Origin of the sequence: Pseudoalteromonas sp. L1, assembly GCF_021728095.1 — a bacterium.
In the GTDB taxonomy this organism is placed as follows: domain Bacteria; phylum Pseudomonadota; class Gammaproteobacteria; order Enterobacterales; family Alteromonadaceae; genus Pseudoalteromonas.
Genome location: NZ_JAKKCT010000003.1, coordinates 71,111 through 89,881 on the forward strand (window position 1 = coordinate 71,111; position 18,771 = coordinate 89,881).

The 18,771-nt window shown below is 40.4% G+C and carries 19 protein-coding genes; 3 read left to right on the forward strand and 16 right to left on the reverse strand.

Annotation, left to right across the window (positions count from 1 at the left end):
- Positions 1–54: 54 nt before the first annotated feature.
- The 6 genes from dnaX to L3V38_RS10395 form a co-directional block, all read right to left on the reverse strand.
- Entirely contained in the window at positions 55–2,523 is a 2,469-nt protein-coding gene (dnaX, locus tag L3V38_RS10375; RefSeq protein ID WP_237119365.1) for a DNA polymerase III subunit gamma/tau, read from the reverse strand.
- A gap of 3 nt (positions 2,524–2,526) precedes the next feature.
- Positions 2,527–3,072: an adenine phosphoribosyltransferase gene (apt, locus tag L3V38_RS10380; RefSeq protein ID WP_237119366.1), complete on the reverse strand. Its 546-nt coding sequence runs from the start codon at positions 3,070–3,072 to the stop codon at positions 2,527–2,529.
- Positions 3,073–3,232: 160 nt separating this feature from the next.
- On the reverse strand, positions 3,233–3,355 hold the full coding sequence (locus tag L3V38_RS20215) for a hypothetical protein (RefSeq protein ID WP_267136360.1): 123 nt from the start codon (positions 3,353–3,355) through the stop codon (positions 3,233–3,235).
- A 91-nt stretch (positions 3,356–3,446) separates the two neighbouring features.
- A complete protein-coding gene (locus L3V38_RS10385) occupies positions 3,447–4,199 on the reverse strand; it encodes a putative DNA-binding domain-containing protein (RefSeq protein ID WP_346729901.1) in 753 nt (250 codons plus the stop codon).
- Positions 4,192–5,040 (reverse strand): DUF692 domain-containing protein, encoded by an 849-nt coding sequence (locus L3V38_RS10390; RefSeq protein ID WP_237119367.1) that lies wholly within the window; start codon positions 5,038–5,040, stop codon positions 4,192–4,194. The genes L3V38_RS10385 and L3V38_RS10390 overlap by 8 nt, the downstream gene beginning before the upstream one ends.
- 54 nt (positions 5,041–5,094) lie before the next feature.
- Positions 5,095–5,532, reverse strand: a complete 438-nt coding sequence (locus tag L3V38_RS10395) for a hypothetical protein (protein ID WP_237119368.1) — start codon at positions 5,530–5,532, stop codon at positions 5,095–5,097.
- A gap of 167 nt (positions 5,533–5,699) precedes the next feature.
- On the opposite strand from L3V38_RS10395, the gene L3V38_RS10400 reads away from it, so the two are divergent.
- Together L3V38_RS10400 and L3V38_RS10405 are read left to right on the forward strand one after the other, a co-directional pair.
- A complete protein-coding gene (locus L3V38_RS10400; protein WP_237119369.1) occupies positions 5,700–6,677 on the forward strand; it encodes a tRNA-dihydrouridine synthase in 978 nt (325 codons plus the stop codon).
- Between the two features lie 52 nt (positions 6,678–6,729).
- On the forward strand, positions 6,730–7,065 hold the full coding sequence (locus L3V38_RS10405; protein ID WP_130151401.1) for a TraR/DksA C4-type zinc finger protein: 336 nt from the start codon (positions 6,730–6,732) through the stop codon (positions 7,063–7,065).
- On the opposite strand, the gene L3V38_RS10410 is transcribed toward L3V38_RS10405, so the two are convergent.
- The 10 genes from L3V38_RS10410 to pyrC form a co-directional block, all read right to left on the reverse strand.
- A complete protein-coding gene (locus L3V38_RS10410; RefSeq protein ID WP_237119370.1) occupies positions 7,062–8,084 on the reverse strand; it encodes a hypothetical protein in 1,023 nt (340 codons plus the stop codon). The genes L3V38_RS10405 and L3V38_RS10410 overlap by 4 nt on opposite strands.
- Positions 8,085–8,140: 56 nt before the next feature.
- Entirely contained in the window at positions 8,141–9,400 is a 1,260-nt protein-coding gene (locus L3V38_RS10415) for a tetratricopeptide repeat protein (RefSeq protein WP_130151399.1), read from the reverse strand.
- Between the two features lie 11 nt (positions 9,401–9,411).
- A complete protein-coding gene (locus L3V38_RS10420) occupies positions 9,412–10,029 on the reverse strand; it encodes an energy transducer TonB (RefSeq protein ID WP_062570717.1) in 618 nt (205 codons plus the stop codon).
- Entirely contained in the window at positions 10,029–10,433 is a 405-nt protein-coding gene (locus L3V38_RS10425) for a biopolymer transporter ExbD (RefSeq protein WP_058585247.1), read from the reverse strand. Before L3V38_RS10425 ends, L3V38_RS10420 begins: the two co-directional genes overlap by 1 nt.
- A gap of 14 nt (positions 10,434–10,447) precedes the next feature.
- Complete coding sequence (locus L3V38_RS10430) at positions 10,448–10,972, reverse strand: MotA/TolQ/ExbB proton channel family protein (RefSeq protein WP_054551558.1); 525 nt, start codon at positions 10,970–10,972, stop codon at positions 10,448–10,450.
- Positions 10,972–12,336 carry a MotA/TolQ/ExbB proton channel family protein gene (locus L3V38_RS10435; RefSeq protein WP_062570715.1) on the reverse strand — a complete coding sequence of 455 codons (1,365 nt, stop codon included), beginning with the start codon at positions 12,334–12,336 and terminating at the stop codon, positions 10,972–10,974. The genes L3V38_RS10430 and L3V38_RS10435 overlap by 1 nt, the downstream gene beginning before the upstream one ends.
- 6 nt (positions 12,337–12,342) lie before the next feature.
- On the reverse strand, positions 12,343–13,113 hold the full coding sequence (locus tag L3V38_RS10440) for a DUF3450 domain-containing protein (protein WP_130151398.1): 771 nt from the start codon (positions 13,111–13,113) through the stop codon (positions 12,343–12,345).
- 473 nt (positions 13,114–13,586) lie between these two features.
- Positions 13,587–14,201, reverse strand: coding sequence for a response regulator transcription factor (locus L3V38_RS10445; RefSeq protein WP_237119371.1), 615 nt, complete (start codon positions 14,199–14,201; stop codon positions 13,587–13,589).
- Positions 14,202–14,597: 396 nt separating this feature from the next.
- Entirely contained in the window at positions 14,598–14,807 is a 210-nt protein-coding gene (locus L3V38_RS10450) for a cold-shock protein (RefSeq protein WP_036967526.1), read from the reverse strand.
- 334 nt (positions 14,808–15,141) lie between these two features.
- Positions 15,142–16,188 carry a dihydroorotase gene (gene pyrC / locus L3V38_RS10455; RefSeq protein WP_130151396.1) on the reverse strand — a complete coding sequence of 349 codons (1,047 nt, stop codon included), beginning with the start codon at positions 16,186–16,188 and terminating at the stop codon, positions 15,142–15,144.
- A 191-nt stretch (positions 16,189–16,379) separates the two neighbouring features.
- Between pyrC and L3V38_RS10460 the strand changes: the two genes are divergently transcribed.
- Positions 16,380–18,749, forward strand: coding sequence for a GGDEF domain-containing protein (locus L3V38_RS10460; protein ID WP_237119372.1), 2,370 nt, complete (start codon positions 16,380–16,382; stop codon positions 18,747–18,749).
- The last annotated feature ends 22 nt before the right edge of the window (positions 18,750–18,771 follow it).

The following is an 18,771-nucleotide window of genomic DNA, read 5'->3' on the forward strand; positions in this document are numbered from 1 at the left end:
CTCTCTTTCTAAAACTACTTTAATTGGCATGAAGATAAGGGCTATTGTAACTAATTACAATGCCTGAATACTGTTTTCATCGATTATAGCGCTAAATAACTGCTGAAATTGCACTATGTTTTCATCACTATTTATTACATCAATGGCTTGTTGATGACGACCTGCATCAATCTTTTGTTGGATCAAATACGGTGAATCAATTACGCCATCAGCAAACTCGATACTTAGTTCTACATTATGACCGTAAATTTCACTTAATGCAGCATTGAGCTTTTGCCTTAGTACTGCACTGTCTAAGTGACGCTGTGATGAGTCAACTTCAATGTGCATTTGATTATTATTCTTTGTGAAAATCGAGTGCAATGCAAATTGTCGCATTCGGCCACCTAGCCCCATACGTTTTATTAAATACGCCCATTCATCTTGTTCGTGTGCGAATTTAATACTGCTGATCGGGCTTTCAAAATCATCAGGTATCGGAATACTGGCTTCTTCAATCACAGGCTCAGGCGCTTTTTGTGGATTGATTTGCTCAAGCAACTCAGGCGCTAAATTTTCGGTGATTGTTTGATGCTTTTCTCTAAAGTCGACTTTTTTTACTTTATTATTGCTCTCCCCCGTCGGCTGGGGGCTGGGCTTTTTTACTTCTGCAGCCACTTGTTGCTGCTGAGGTTGATGATTCGTAGCGGCTGTGCTTTGTTGCGCTGGCGGCTTAGCTTCAGACTGTTGTTCTGCTTTAACATTAGTTTGCGTAGCTGTACCACTTAAGCGACCAGCACCTGAAATATTGCGGTCTTGTAAAATACGAGCAATGGCCGACTGCGCCTGACTTTGCTGCTGTTGTAATTGTGCTGGTGCAGTTTGCTGTTGCTGAGGCGCTGTAGATGCTTCATTGGCAGTAAAGCCCTGATCATAAGCGCTATTCATTACATCATCGTATTGCGCTGCAAGTGATGAGTCCATTTGTGCATCATGATCATCCATGTAATCTTGCGAAGAATACTCCTGTGGAGAGTATTCAGCTGCAGGCACTTGCCCTGAGTGGCTTTGCTGTTGTGGCGCTGGTTTAACTTCTGCGGTCAATTCAGTTGTAGCGTTTTGCTGGGGCTGCTGGTTAGCATCTGGCTGTTCTACTGCTGTTGCTTCAACTTGCTGGGCAGGCTCATGGCTATGTGCCGTTTCTGCTGCGGCAGCTTGAATAGGTTCTGCTTGAATAGGTTCTGCTTGAATAGACTCTGCTTCAACAGGTTCAGCTTGTATTGACTGAGGCTCTGAAGATACAGCCGTTGTCTGTGCAGAGCTATGTGCAGCTGGTGCTTGCTCTGAAGCTGCTTGTTCACGTTGCGCCGTTGATTTTTTCAAAATATCACGCAGTGCACCGGCACCGCTAGGTTTAACCTGCTGTTGACTATTCGTTGGTGTTTGACTTTGAGCAAATTGCGTTGGTTGGAATGCGAGCAAGCGCAACATGATCATTTCAAAACCTAGTTTGGCATCCGGCGCCCATTGCAGATCTTTTTTACCATTCAACAGTAATTGGTAATAAACTTGTATCTGCTGCGCATCAGTTGTTTGCGCAACCTGTTCTATAAACTCACGATTACTCTCATCAAGTGCTGCTGCGCTGGGTACTAACTGTGCAAGCTGAATTAGATGTGTAAGTGCAATAAGGTCATCAAGCAAAGCAACAAAATTAGGGTTGCGACTGACAAGGTTTTTTACCTCAGATAACAGCGCATCTCCATCTTGGCAAAGTACTGCAGCTAACATAGTTTGACTGTAGTGAGTATCCATCAAGCCAAGCATACTTTGTACGGCCTGGTAACTTATATTGCCATTCGTTTGGGCAACTGCTTGATCAGTTAAGCTTAGCGCATCGCGCATACTACCATCGGCGGCTTTCGCAAGTACTTGCAAGGATTTATCATCAAAGCTGAGTTGCTCTTGCTGTAAAACATGGGCAAGCTGCTCATGAATTTCTGATTGCGACAACGCATTCAAATTAAACTGTAAGCAACGAGATAAAATCGTCACTGGCAGTTTTTGTGGATCGGTTGTCGCTAATAAAAACTTCACATGCTCTGGTGGCTCTTCCAATGTTTTTAGTAAAGCATTAAAACTATGCTTAGATAGCATGTGAACTTCATCGATTAGGTATACCTTGTAACGACCACGTGTTGGTGCGTATTGAACGTTATCAAGGATTTCGCGGGTATCTTCTACCTTTGTACGTGAAGCCGCATCGATTTCTAATAAATCAATATAACGGCCTGCTTCAATGTCAGTACAACTTGAGCATTGGCCACATGGCTCAGCAGAGATACCCTTATCGCAGTTGAGGCTTTTTGCGAATATACGTGCGATGGTAGTTTTACCCACCCCACGGGTTCCAGTAAAGAGGTAAGCATGATGGAGTCTATTTTGTGTTAATGCATTAACCAATGCCTGCTTAACATGAGACTGCCCCACTAACTCGTGAAAGGTTTGTGGTCGCCATTTCCTTGCTAGAACCTGATAACTCATTAATTATTCGCCTTCGAATTCAACCAACTTTAAAATTTTGATGCCCATATTAGCAACTCGTTGCTCACCACCTAGCTCAGGCAAAGATACAACAAACGCAGCATCAGTTGCGTTACCACCTAGTTTAGCCACTAGTTTTGCAGTCGCTTCAATTGTGCCACCTGTAGCAAGTAAGTCATCAACTAATAACACTTTATCACCAGCAACTATAGCATCGGTATGAAGCTCTAATGTATCTTCACCATACTCTAATTGATAGTTTTGTGAAATGACTTCACGAGGAAGTTTACCTGGCTTACGAACTGGAATAAATGGAATACCTAGTGCATATGAAAGTGGTGCACCAAAGATAAAACCACGTGATTCTGTACCAATTATTTTTGTAAAACCTTGATCTTTATATGCTGATATAAAGCTGTCAATTGTTGCTTTAAACGCGTCAGCATTGGCCATTAAGGTTGTTACATCACGGAACATAATGCCCGGTTTTGGGTAATCAGCAATAGTTGCAATGCTCTGTTTAATGAGCGTTGAAGTTGCTTGAGTCATAATTATACTGCTCAAAAATTTTATCTAACAAAGCTCGAGAGTATAACATCACCTTAGTAGAAAGTCGGTAGCAAGATCCAAAATTAATCCTTGAACTGCATCAATAGTAATAAAAAAGGCTGCATAATGCAGCCTAGTGTCTTAAATTTACTTTCGCAAATTAAGATAAAGCAGTGATCCAACCAAGGATAGCGTTTAGACAGCCAATACCAACAAATACAGCTAAAAACGCAATGAAATAAGTTGCATTGAACGGATCTTTAAAGTCTTTATCATTCGACATAGTTACTACCTTTATTTAAGCACGACACAATAAGGCGCACATGATAGTCGATGTATCCCTATCAATAAAGGCTTTTTGCTGTATTTTAGACCTATGATTTAGTAACGATCACGCCACGCTCAGCCATTGCACTTAAAGTATTAAGCGCCCCTTGATATAGCTGTTCTTGACTAAATTGAGGAGCGTGTCTTGCCACTTCTTGGCAGAGCAGATTTAAATTTATACCCGGTTGCGCTTCGATGATACTTAATAGCAATGCTGTCATCGCATTTGTTGATAAAAACTGCACCTCATCGTCACTATCTCGATAAACAACGAAATAACACGGCTCCGTAAGCGGGCTTTCTGGTTGGTAGCCTTTACTGATTGTATGAACGGGATATGTGTAACTTAAATTACGTGCCAAACAACTTAAAAGCAAACCTGCATTTGTAACCTGATTTGTTTGTAAAGCTGCTTCGTGTTCCTGCGCTTGTGCAACGGATACATCCAGTTCAACCCACTCATAATGTGCCAGTTCTAACATAAAATCAGGATCTGTAGATTGCTTTGAGTAACTTGTAGCTAGAAACTCTAAAAACTCACCGGCAATATCAAGAAAATATGGAGACTTACAATTATGTTGACTAAAAAAGAGGCGTATTAAATTTTGCCAACCACTTTTTGTATACAGACTTTTTAGAACAGGAAAAGCAGAACTAACAAAACCTTCAACATTATTGAAAAACAGATCACGATAAATTGCCATTCTTCGCTCTTCAATATTTATTGGCTTTTTATTGTGATTTGGGTCACGAATATGAGCCATAAATTGTTGCTGAACTTCTGTAAAATGACTAGGCACTGTATTTCACCTTATTTGCTGAAAATTGTAATTTCTCAATAATGTTTAGCTCTGCTAACAGTTCCGCCATCGGTGGAATATTAAAATCGCGTTCAAGAAGAGTTGGAAACACCCCATGAAAAGCATAGGCTTTTTCAAGTAGTTGCCAAACAGGGTCAATGACAGGTGAGCCATGTGTGTCAACCAACAAGTCTTCGGCTTCTGTATAGTGTCCTGCAATGTGTCCATAAGCAATTCGTTGACTAGGTAAACCTTTTAAAAATTGCTCCGCATCATAACCATGATTAATTGAGTTTACATAAATATTATTAATATCAATTAAAAGCTTACAATCAGACTCTGCTAACACAGCGTTGGTAAACTCCAGCTCTGTCATTTCTTGACCTGGCGCAGCGTAATATGAAACGTTTTCTATAGCAATCTGCTGTTCAAGAATATCTTGCACTTGCTTAATGCGCGTAACAACATGCTTGATTGCTTCTTCTGTAAATGGGATAGGCATTAAATCATACATATGCCCTTCGCCTGAGCAGTAGCTTAGATGTTCACTAAATAAACGAACGTTATGCTCTTTAAAAAAAGCCTTTAGTGATTTCACAAATTCTACATCAAGTTCAGCAGGTGAACCTATAGATAAAGATAAACCATGACAAACAAACGCGTTACGTTCAGTTAACTGCTTAAACTGTTTTCCAAACCGACCACCCAGCTTTAACCAATTTTCAGGTGCTACCTCCAGAAAATCAATTGGCCTAGGCACGCCTGTTAACATTTCATCAAGCATTTCTCGGCGTAAGCCTAACCCTATTTGCCCAAACACTGATGTTGATTCAAAAGACATACTACCTCCTACTAAAAAGGGCCTAGATGGCCCTTTTAAAAGCTAAGTGAATGCTTAGTGGTTTGAACCACATTTACCTTCGCCACACTTACCTTCTTTTGCAGCTTTTTTATCTCCGCCGCATTTACCTTCACCGCACTTGCCTTCTTTGCCAGCTTTTTTATCGCCGCCACATTTGCCTTCGCCGCACTTGCCTTCTTTGCCAGCTTTTTTATCACCGCCACATTTGCCTTCGCCGCACTTGCCTTCTTTGCCAGCTTTTTTATCGCCGCCACATTTACCTTCGCCGCACTTGCCTTCTTTGCCAGCTTTTTTATCGCCGCCACATTTACCTTCGCCGCACTTGCCCTCAGCAGCATCTAACTGATAACCAGCTTGCATTTGCTGAAACTCGAATGGGTTGGCGTGCGCATCACTTGCTGCGAAACTTGACGCACCAACAACGACTGCACCTAATGTTAATGCGATTGAATTATGTTTAATTGTGTTCATATGATGACTCTCTTTTTCATAACGGTTATTAGATTAGACCCGACAAATAAAAATTACTTTCACACTTTTTCAATTTAATCGACACTCTACAAATACAAATTACGATTTATCATAGTGGCAATAACAGGTAGAATACGCATCCATTTTTTGTTAAGTAAAATTTATCCATGCAATTAGTTTTAGCACCGATGGAAGGCGTTGTCGATTTTAAGATGCGCCAACTCCTTACAGATTTAGGTGGATTCGATTTATGTGTCACAGAGTTTGTACGTGTTGTTGACGCAACACTACCAGAACGTGTATTTCATCGCTACTGCCCTGAACTGCAAGAAGGTGGTTATACGCGTGCTGGTACACCGGTCAGAATACAACTACTTGGACAAGTCGCGAATGCTTTAGCTGATAATGCTGTCAAAGCGATCCGCCTTGGCTCACATGGGATAGACTTAAACTTTGGATGTCCAGCAAAAACAGTCAACAAAAGTAAAGGCGGTGCGGTACTTTTAAAAGATCCTGAGCACATGTACGACATTATTAAAACAGTCAGAGAGGCCGTCGATCCAGCTCATCAGGTGAGTGCTAAAATTAGACTTGGTTTTGATGATGATAGCAATAGTCAAGAAATTGTTGATGCCGTTGTTAGCGCTGGAGCATCAAGCTTAGCAATTCACGCTAGAACAAAACGTGATGGTTATAACCCACCTGCTTATTGGGAGAAAATTCCTCCTTTAATCAAAGATAAAGCGATTTCGGTTATCGCGAATGGCGAAATTTGGCAGATTGAAGATGCCCTACTTTGTCAAACAAGAAGCCACTGTAATGATTTAATGATAGGTCGCGGTGCATTGGCTATGCCCGATCTCGCAAGGCAAATTAAAGCCCATGTAAATGGTGAAGCTTATACGCCAATGCAATGGGAGCATGTTATTTACCATATTATTCACTCTTCCATGCACCAAGATGAAAGTAAATGTGAAAAATACTTTGCATCACGTACCAAGCAATGGCTAGGTTACTTAAAACGCCAGTACCCGCAAGCGCATGCCCTTTTTGATGAAATTAGGCGCTTGAAAGCAAAGGATGAAGTCGCTGATGTACTAAGAAAGTATGCCAAAGCGCCGAGTATTGATACAAATCATAATTAGCTAACGCATTTTGTTTGATAATGCCAGTATTGCCCACTTGGAAGAAACCGCGATGAACAATACTGAAATACAAACAAAGCTATCTGCTGAACTTGCGCAGGTAAGACAACGTTTACTTGATATGCTGGCAGATTCTGATCAAGGCTATCATCAGCAACTGCTATCGCAACTTAAGGATAACCCTCCTTCAGATTGGCTTGAGCTTACAGCAAATAGCTTAGGCCCTGAATATCAAATCCTCATCTCACGGCTTGAAAAATTAGAAGCCGCCCTATGCCAAATAGATATTGGCCAATATGGCTATTGTTGTGATTGCGAGGAAAAAATTGATGATGAGCGGTTATTGGCTGACCCTGCCACTCAACGCTGTAGACGCTGCGCTCCTTAGAGCGCGGTGCCCTCTTTACTTACAAAAATAAAGCTCATAGCTGGATATAATACAATATCTTCAATAAGCCACTCAGCTTGTGCTTGCTTCACGCCTAAACGTTTCATTAAGTTCACACGCGCTTGTTGCTCACTCCACGTGTGATAATGAATGCCCAGATCTGTTTCCATCATTACCTGCCAAAAGTACTGCTCACCTTGTGTTAATTCGCGTTTACTTTGTCGCGGGTCGACAAATTCCAACTGCCAGTCAAGACCATTATGTTGATGATTATCTGAAAAATAATTCATGACTAATGGCGTCGAATGCGAGTCTGACACTGGTAATACAAAATCAGTACTTACCTGTTGTTTGAGTGACATTTGTATCTCACTAAGCCAGTTTAATGGAGGTTTAGTCTCACCACTAAAATAGTTTAATTTACTTTGATACCAATCTTTACCATTTGCTAAGCCAACTAAACCAAGTTTGCTGCGCGGCTTATATTGAGTTAAGTATTGATCAAGCTTATTTAGGGCGGTTTGTACACTCTCATCATTGTTATCAAGGTGAGATTTGACCATGTCATGTAAAAGCTTTAATTCAATTTTATTAAGCTTTAGATTACTTTGCTCTGCTGTAATTAGCTGGGTTTCTACTAATTCTAACCAACTAGCTAATGACTGTGCGGAGAAATCATCTTGCGAGCTAGCTTGACTTAGAACATCCCGTTGCACAGGCCATACAAAATAACGTTCAGGGTATCGCTCGGCAATGATTAAATAGTTTAGTTGAGCCTGCTGCGACTCGGTTAATTGGGTGCTTTTTAAACCTTGATAAGCAAGATGGCGCGCTTCTAAATAGTGCTCAGAAAAAGGCCAAACACTTGCTTTTGAGGAGTTTGTTGTGTTCAGTAATAAATGATTAATATTACGAAGCTCTTTTTGCCCTTCTTGAAACGTGTGGAATTTTGTAGATTGCTCAGAGCAAGCTAGCAACATTACACTCGCAACAAGTAACAATACGATCTGTCTTAGCATTTTAAAATTCCATAAAAAAAGCCCCAGAGGGGCTTTTTAGTTTAAAACAACATCAATTAGATTTTTACACCGTTACGAGCGGCTTTATCTTTGATGAAGGTTGACCAGCTCTTCGCGAATTTACGCGTGCGCGGGTCATCCATTGCTTTAACAATAGCGTTGTAAGCTTGCTTGTACTTTTCTTGGTAGTAGTAAGCTTCAGCTAAATCAGAGTAGATAGTTCCTTTTTTATCAGAACCTAACTCTAATGCCTTATTCAAACGAATAACGGCAGCACTATAATTTTGCGATTGTAAAAGTAACGAACCTGCTTTGCGATAAAGCTCTGCATCGTCGTCAAATTTAGCTGCTTCTTCATAGTACTTAGCTGCTTTCTCAATATCTTTTGAGCGGTGGTAATTAGATGCCACTGCACTGATATTTTGCTTAGTACGCTTAACTTTTTCTTCGTTAATTGCCTTCTCAAGCACAACAGCTGCTTTATAAGGAATTTCTGTTAACGAATAAAAGTTTGAAAGTACTTTGTATTCAACTTCATTTTCAAAATAGCCATTTTTATAGGCAACTTCCATGGTCGCAAGACCTTTTTTGAAGTCTTCGGTTTGTAGGTAATATTTACCTAAACCAACCCAGGCTTTTTTGTCTTCAGGCCAAACACGAACAATCTCTTCAGCTACACCAACCATGTTTTTGTACTGTTTAAGTTCAAAATAGGCCGCTAGCTTTAATTGGTAAGAAGCTTTAGCAGGTTCTTTTGCCAATTTGATTGCTTTGTCTGCAGCAGGAAGTACGTCTTTATATTGTTTTAACTCGTAGTTTGCTTGCGCAATACGTGTATAAACTTTGTCGTCTTCCTCACCTGTGAAGTCCATCCAAGCATAATACGCATCTTTTGCTTTTGCGTATTGCTCAGTACCCGCGTACATATCACCTAGTAGCTTAAGACCTTGCTCTTGATCGGCAAAGTTTAAAACATCAGGCTTTACTGCCGCTGAAATATGCTTGATCGCTAGGTCGTATTGCTCTTTCTGAGCATACATTTGACCTAGATAGCGATCGACTGTTGCCTTATCGAATTCATCCGAAGGATCAATTTCTTTAAGAAGTGCAATCGCTTCATCAAGCTTTTCTTCGTTGTACAAGTCAAACGCTTTAATAACCTTTTTACCAACGCGCTCACCCATCACTTTAGTTTTTGCTTTTTTACGCGCTTCAATTTTCGCGTAATCTGGCGCTGCTAAAGCTGGTGCAGTGAAAGCTGCACCCGATAGTGACATAAGAATTGCAAGTGCAGTTACTTTAGATAAATTTCTCATTACTCGCCTCCTTAGTTGCCTTGGTTAAGTTTAAAGTCTAGTTGTACTTGAAGACCAAATTGCTTTTGTGGTTTTCCGTCAATAACTTTAGGACGGTACTTCCACTTACGCAATGCACGCTTAGCTTCGCGGTCGAAGATACGTTTAGGATCTGCATCGATTACCTCAACGTCTTCTACCCCACCCACTTCATTGATAGTAAATGAAAGTTGAACCCAACCTTCTTTACCATCACGCGCTGCTTGCGTTGGGTATTTTGGTTCAATACGAACGATAGGTGTCGCATCACCGTCACGTCCAAATGCACCTGGACCACTTAGGCCACCGGCTGTGCCACCCACATCGATACTTGGCATATTAAATGACAAGGCACCAGTGTTAGGGTTGCTGTTTTCCGGCTGAGGCGGCTGCGGTTTAGGCGGCTGCTTTGGCGGTGGTGGAGGCGGAGGCGGAACACGCTTCCTCTCCTGCACCTTAGATTCAGGCGGATTCGTCATAATTTCGACTACGATCTGCTCTTTTTGTTCAGTCGCACGGTCAGCTCCACCGGAGATGAGGTACGCCATGAAGTAGAACAAGCCGAAAGTAACTGCCCCACCTGCAATCAGTGAAAACAGAAAACGAATCATTACTGATCTCCAGCTATTGAAATTCTTAGGTTGTCACCCGTCGCTTTAATCTGGTCCATAACTTTAACCACTACGCCGTGTTTTGCTTCTTTATCAGCTTGCAAAATTACAACTTCAGTAGGTTGTTCTGCTAATAAACTTTCAATTTTTGCTGAAACACGTTCAACATCAACTTGCTGTTTATCAATCCAGATTGCACCGTCAGCACGAATAGCAACAAAAATGTTCGCATTTTTCTGCTTCGTAGCTTGGGCAGCTTTAGGTTTATTGACTTCGATACCAGCCTCTTTAACGAACGATGTAGTTACGATAAAGAAAATAAGCATGATAAATACGATGTCAAGCATTGGCGTCATGTCAACCGCTGCTTCTTCTTCTTCACGAAAACGTTGTTTACGTGCCATATTTAATTCTCTCTCTAGTGATGAGGCATGCTATCTACAAGTTTAGCTTTCGCCATTCTCGCTCTCGCTTCAAGACGTGAGCTAAAGAATACTCCAGATAGTGCCGCAACCATTCCAGCCATTGTTGGGATCGTTGCCATTGAAATACCTGATGCCATTAAACGTGCGTTACCAGTACCTTGAGTTGCCATGGTTTCGAAAACCGCGATCATACCCGTTACAGTACCTAATAAGCCAATTAAAGGACAAACAGCTACTAATGTCTTAATCAACAACATACGCTGATCTAATTTTTCAGACGCTTCAGAAATCCATGCTTCACGGATTCTGTGTGCGTACCAAGACGTAGTGTCTTGGCGGGCATCCCACTGAGCTACAATGTTCTTCGTCATACGAGGAAACTCAGCTAGTAGGAACCAATAGCGCTCAATCATTAAAACCCACATAAGAAAGAGTGCTATCGCGACCACGTATAATACCTGGCCGCCTGTGCCAACAAAATCCCTGATAGATTCCCAGATCTCCATCAGGACTAGCATTAGGCTTTCTCCTTCTCCGCGTGAGCTGCGATGATACCAGCGCTTTGCTCATCAAGGACATGTAGAACCGACTTACTACGACCCGCAACAATTGAGTGAAGTAGAATAAGTGGTAGAGCTGCAATTAGACCTAACGCTGTAGTAACAAGTGCTAGAGAGATATTACCAGCCATGATCTTCGGATCACCTGTACCGAACAATGTGATTGTTTGGAACGTAAGGATCATACCGATTACCGTACCTAGTAGACCTAGTAATGGAGCGATTGCTGCCAAGATCTTGATGATGTTGATACCAGCTTCGATGCGAGGCGTTTCACGTAGGATTGCTTCGTCAAGTTTAAGCTCAAGGTTTTCAACGTCTTGATTCTTGTTGTCAGCATAAACCTTAAGAATACGACCCAGTGGGTTGTTTGTATTCGGCGTAGAAAGGTTTTTAAGCTGGCTCTTAATCTTAGTGCTAGTAAGCGCAAGATCAATGAAACGTACTACGAAGATTAGTAGACCAACAAGTAATAATACTGTGATGATGTAACCTACTTCAGCACCTTGCTCGTAGTATTCCATAAGAGATTTTTTCTGCGTGTTGATACGTAAGATTGCGCCACGTGTAGGGTCAACAAATACGCCTGTGTAGTTATCAGCAGAAGTGTTTTCTAAATCAGAAATACCAGAAAGGATGTAGCTATCAGGTTGCTTACCTAGTGGTTGAATTGATTTAGTTTCTGGAGAGTAAATTAAATAACCGTCGTCAGTTACTAAGTTGAAGTTACCGATACGTGTTACTTTTTTCACTGTAGCTGAACCGTCAAGACCAGCCACTTCAGTTTCGAAAGTTGAAACCTTAGCTGATTCTGTCATTTCAGTTTGAAGTGCAATCCAAAGCTCTTCTAATTCACGAACTGTTGGTAGCTCTTTAGCTGCCGCAAGTGAACGAAGTACTTCAGCACGTCCTGGTTTTTCAGCAGAAACAAGTGATGCTTCGATAGTACCGATTGCATCTGCAGCTGAACGACGTACAACACCGAACATTTCGCCTAACGTACCTTGTGCATTAAGAAGCTCTTGCTCTTTTTCTGCTAAAGTATTTTCGTTTTGCGCATATTCTTTAGATAAGCGATCGCCACGTGCTTTTTCAGCAGCTAGCTCGCTTTTCGCTTTATTAAGTAACGCTTGCTTGTCAGCACGAGCTGAAAGGAACTCTTGTTCACGTTGCTTATTTAATTTACCTTCAGAGATACGCTCTTGCTTTACTTGCTCAAGAATTTTGTCTAAAGCACCAGTGTTTGCGTGTGCATTAAGCGCGGTACCTGCAGAAACAGATAGTACTGCTGCAACAGCAAAACCTTTAAATAGTTTCTTCATTATTGATTACTCCGCGCCAAAGATTGGTAGTTTAACAAGTTCTAATGTCGCTTGTTTACGCGCCATACGGATAACTTCTTTAACAGGTTTTAGGTATTCTTCACCTAATGTTTTCCACTGTTTTGTATTGTTATCCCACACCCACGCATGCTTAAGGTCGAAAGACTGAGCTACGTATGTGATGCGGCCTAAACGACCAAAGTCAACGTTGATGCTTTTACCATCAATTTCAAGTGTACCTTGAGAAGCTGTTACTGCTGAGCTGTATGCAGCTTCAACTGTGTATGCTTCTAGCACTTGGCGGAATTTTTCAGATGTAGTAACTGACGCTGATGCCATGATGTCACGAAGTCTTTCAACACGTGCAAGACGGTTTTCAAGATTGAACGGAACGTCCGCTTTGATGAATTGCTCAAGCGTATCGATCATGCGATACATCAAAGGCACAACGTTTTGTTTCGTGTTATCGATTGTCGCGATTTGACGGTCAAACGATTCGATAGATGCGTTTTGGTCAGCGACCAAACGTGCTACGTGATCGTTGTACACTTTCATAAGCTCAGTTTCATCAACAATGCTACGGTACTCAGCGATTAGCTCTTGAGTTTGACCATAGATATTGTCAATTTTAGTTTGAGACTTAACAGCAGCCTTTTGAATTTGTTGACCTGCATCTTGCACATCTTTCAAAGGATCTGCAATCACATTGCTGCTTGCAAATGCAAATGCGCCAACCAACGCAGATGCTACAAGACTCTTTCTGATTTTAACAGACATAGTTCCCAACCAATTAAGTAATGTTACTTTTATAATTTAATTATCCTCCGAAGAGGACAACCCTGATATCTTTTAATAGATATCAACCCTCCAATAATGCTAAATGCATCTAGCTCTGTCAACTTGATGTTCGGGTTTCATCGGAAAAAATTGGTTACTCGTCGTTGCAGGGAAAATAGCCAAAACAACGAATTAACAAAAAAATAACAGAGGTATTCAAAGGAAAGTTCTATAGCCCTTTACTGGTAAACATTGGGTCTTGTTTGTGTTTTTACTTAAACATAAATGTAACATTTTGTAAAAACAGTAAAGGGCCATTTAACTCGAAAAAAAAAATCTTTTAAATCGTCTAAAAAATCTCTTTTGAAGAATTTTTATGCACTCAATGAGCAATATTGTACAGCTTGCGTACAATACTGAGGTATCCACTTGGGTGAGTGTATTGACTAAACCCCATGATTTAGGGTGGTCGACTAAAAAATGGCGCGGTCTTTTACAAGCTTTGCTAATGAAATGATTGAGTCAACTTCAAGCTTTTCAAATATTTTTGCTTTATAAGTACTTACCGTTTTGTTACTTATAAAAAGCTTTTCCCCTATATCCTTGTTCGACAGGCCCTGTAATAGATAGTTCATAACAGCTAACTCTCGCTCTGTCAGTAATTCATCGATATCTTTCTCTGAAGCAATTAAATGCTCTTGAGGGAAAAACGTATAACCGCGTAAAATCATTTCGACAGCAGCCGAAATATCTTCTAGGCTTTCAGCCTTGTTTACAAAGCCTTGTGCCCCCAACTTTGCAGCTGTGCGAATAATATGCTTATCGTGTTTTGCTGATAGAAAAAGCACCTTACCTGCAAAGCCATTACTTACAGCGCGCTTGTAAAGACTGAACCCATCTGAGTCTTCAAGTTCAATATCTAAAATTGCAAGTGCAATATTATGGATTTTTAGAAACTGTAACGCTTCCTTTTGACTTGCAACAGCGTGAACTTCGTTTACGAGAGTTGATTTTGCTAGCACCATTTTAATTGCAGTAGCCACCATTGGGTGATCATCTACTAGCAGAATATCATTTCCTATGCTCATCAATTAGTAAACCTTCATTATAATTCATCAAACAACTGTCACTAAACCCAGATTTTTTTCTGTTTTAAGTTTAACTAAGTTTAGCGGGTTATTTTAAGATTGGTGAAATAAATGCAATCGAGCGTAGAACACTTCACGCTTGCATTATCATTCCCACAACAACAGTAAATGTATTTTTTATAAAACTGTCGATACAGCATATAATACTTTAATTATAGAAAGTAGGTTTTTAAGGAATAGTTAGCTAGTTACAGGATAACTACTGAGAAGAATTTACTTAAATAAGCCTTTAGGAGGAAATGTAATTCGGGACGTTTGATATTTTTAAATGGGAGGAATGAATTTTGGTGAAACAGAGACTGCCCCACCAAAATATATTCAGGTTCACATAATTACTTATGCTACTTCTACATTCTCAGCTTCAGGGCCTTTTTGACCTTGTTTGATGCCGAAAGATACTTGCTGACCTTCGCTAAGAGTGCGGAAGCCTGTACCTGTAATAGCGCTGAAGTGTACAAATACATCAGGACCATTTTCTTGTTCAATAAAACCAAAGCCTTTTGCTTCGTTAAAGAACTTAACTTTACCAGTAACCGTGTTTGACATACTAAATTTTCCTGTAAGTCAATAATTAAAAATTCAGCCGTAGTGGCTCTATCCTCCCTGAGTGAATGCCCAATAAACTTGGGGTAAAGTACAGGAAGAACCAATAACCAAACCGGTAACCGTACAAGCCGCACATTATCCGTAAATTCAATACGCAAAAACTCAAAGCAACTACAGACTAACACATTAATTTTATTTTAGCTCTAATAATCGAAAATTATTTTGAGGTCAACTGCCACAGCAAAAAAATATGACGATAGTATTTATAAGCAATTAAAATATAATGAAAAAGCCCACTAAAAAAAGTGGGCTTTTTGGTTGATTGCTAATAGGCTTATTTAACTTGCCAATCCATTTGTGCTTCAGCTTTGATTGGAACCACTTTTGAATCGCCTAGCTTGTAGCTTGCAGGCACCGTCCAGCTTTCTCTTACTAGCGTGATTGTGTCTTGATTTCGCTCCATGCCATAAAAATCAGGACCAAAATGACTCGCGAAGCCCTCAAGCTTGTCCAAAGCGCCCGCTTCTTCAAACGCTTCAGCATATAATTCAATCGCAGCGTGGGCAGTATATGCGCCAGCACAACCACACGCCGCTTCTTTTTTGTCTTTATAGTGCGGCGCAGAGTCTGTGCCTAAAAAGAATTTTTTACTTCCACTTGTAGCAGCTTCAATTAGCGCCTGCTGATGAATATTTCGCTTTAAAATTGGTAAGCAATAGTAATGTGGGCGGATACCACCGGCTAACATATGATTACGGTTATAAAGCAAATGATGCGCTGTAATTGTTGCTGCTACATTCTCAGAGGCCTTGTTAACAAACTCGACAGCATCTTTTGTAGTGATATGCTCAAGAACGATTTTAAGTGTTGGAAAGTCATTAACTACATCGGCTAACACTGTTTCTAGAAATACTTTCTCGCGGTCAAAAATATCAATTGATGAATCAGTGACTTCGCCATGTACAAGTAACAACATACCCACTTCTTGCATTGCCTCAAGCACTGGGTAAATATTTTTAATTGACGTCACACCTGAATCTGAGTTTGTTGTCGCGCCTGCAGGGTATAATTTAGCCGCAACAATTTTACCTGTTGCTTTGGCTTTTTTAATTTCTTCAGGCGTTGTTTTATCCGTTAGGTAAAGCACCATTAGGGGCTCAAAATTACCTTGCGGGCCAGCGGCTTTAATTCGCTCATAGTAAGATAATGCGCTTTCTGTACATGTAGCCGGTGGAACAAGATTAGGCATAATGATCGCACGCCCCATATAACGGCTTGCATCACGAACAGTGTCGGTGAGTTGATCACCATCACGTAAATGAATGTGCCAATCGTCTGGGCGAGTGATTGTTAAAGTTTGCATCGAATTTAAATCTGACATTGCTGGTTTCCACGGCTAAAGTTAGAGGGATAGCGTAAACTATAGGCAAATAACCTCGCTTATTTACCCAAGCTCATATTCAGGTGACTAGTTTACACCAGTTAAGGTTTTTTTTGAAAATAACTTTGTGGATATATAAATAGTAGGTTAAGTTAATAAATTAACAGCTAATTTGAGTCAGTTTTCTTTTTATGTCTAAAAGGTTAGATACCGCATTTGCACTTGAGGTCAAAACAGACCAACTACGTATAATAAATCAGTTTTCATCGTCATTGATGCAGCTAGATACGCTAGAAGAATTACTCGATTATGTAACATCTCAGGTTGTAAACCGCCTTGGTTTTATTGAATGTGTTATCTATTTAGCTGATGACGAAACACGTACATTAAAAGAAGTTGCTTCACTGGGAACTGCGAGTTCTTCAGATACCTACCATATAGACAGAACTGAAATCAACTTTGACCAAGGGATCACCGGTTATGTTGCATCATCAGGACTCCCTCTGATGGTTGGCGATGTCACTCAAGATAGTCGTTATATAGCGGATGCCCGCCCTGCTCTTTCTGAGTTATGTGTGCCCCTTGTTTATAAAGAAAAGGTCTTAGGGGTGATTGATTGCGAGCACCCACAAAAACATTATTATACAGATGCGCACTTAGAGGTGCTCTCAACGGTTGCTCATTTACTGAGTGCGAAGATAAATCAAGTTCGCACCGTTGAAAATTTACAACAAACTGTAAAGCAGTTAAATGATGCTCAAAAGCTTGAAAACAGTATGTTGCAAATTGCAAACTTAACCTATCAATCAAGCGAACTAGACAGCTTTTTTGAATCGCTTCACAGTATTATTACCTCTTTACTGCGAGCTGATAACTTCTTTATCGGTTTGTATGATAAACAACTAGATGTACTTGATTTAGTCTATATTATTGAAGAAGGTGTTCGTTCAAACGCACACAAAAAGATTTCCAAAGAATTACTCAAGGACACCGCTTCGTATTATCTTTTAACGATAGATCAATCTCTATTATTTAATAAAGAAGAGTTTGAAAAACATATAAAAGCAGGTCATTTTAAGATGGTTGGTAGGCAAGCAGAATCTTGGCTCGGTGTGCCTTTTAAAGTAAATGAACGTATCAGTGGTGTAATTGCAGTTCAAAGCTACAGTAAACATTACCATTACAGTGAACATGATCGTGCTCTTCTCACGTATGTAAGCCGACAGATAAGTATGGCAATTGACCGTCAGCTTTCGCGCCAAGAACTGGAACATAAAGCACTGCACGACGAACTCACAGGCCTGGCAAACCGCTCATTACTTATCGAGCGAGTTAAACACGGGATTTTACGCTTAGCTCGCTCTGATGAAAAAAGCCAACATGCCCTACTTTATTTAGACTTCGATCGCTTTAAGAGTATTAACGATTCGCTCGGCCATGAGGTTGGCGATCATTTTTTAGTAAAAATATGTGAGCTAATACAAGGAACGATTAGAAATACAGATACATTCGCGCGCTTGGGCGGTGACGAATTTGCTATTTTTATGGAAAACATTACTGACAAACAACAAATTGATGATGCACTCGCACGTATCCAATTGGCACTTGCAGAGCCTCTCAATATCGATGGTCACCTATTGCAAGCTTCAACGAGTATCGGTGTTGCATTTTGTACGACTGAAAAAGACAAGGCTTATAAGTTACTGCAACATGCTGATGCAGCTATGTATGAAGCAAAATCTTCAGGTCGCGGACAAGTCAAATTTTTCAATAACACAATGCGCAAGAAATTAAAGTCACATGCAGATATTGAAAATGACCTACAACATGGCATCGAGCATAACGACTTTGAACTTTACTACCAGCCTATTTTTACTATTCAAAGTAATGAAGTTGTTGGTTTTGAAGCGCTTGTTAGATGGCATCACCCTAGCAAAGGTTTAGTGGCCCCTAATGATTTTATTCCGATTGCTGAGGACACAGGGCAGATCATTAATCTTGATTTGCACTTATTAGAACTTGCCGCAAAGCAGATATTCGCTTGGCATAAACAAGGAACACCTTTTTTACGTGTCACTGTCAATGTGTCATCTAGGCATTTTGCCAGCCTCGACTTTGTGAGTCAGATACATGACTTATATAAAAAGTATCAATTACCGCTGGGCTCTTTATGTTTAGAAATAACAGAGTCAGGCTTAATTGGTAACCTAGAATTGGCAACAAAAATAATAGAAGGCCTTGCTCCGCTTGAAGTCAAACTATGTTTAGATGATTTTGGTACAGGTTACTCTGCACTTGGTTATTTACATCAACTACCCATTCATATTTTAAAAATTGATAAAAGCTTTATTGATCATTTAAGGAAAGAGCATAACCCACTTGTTGACGCTATTCTTTCCTTAGCCCAATCATTAAAGCTGGATGTAGTCGCAGAGGGAATTGAAACAGAGCAACAATTAAACATTTTAAAACAAACACAATGTAAGTTTGGCCAAGGCTTTTTAAAGGCCAAACCTATGCCAGCCAGTGAAGCTGAAAAAATAATTCTAAATGGTCTTTAAAGCCTAAGAGCGACTTAGGCTT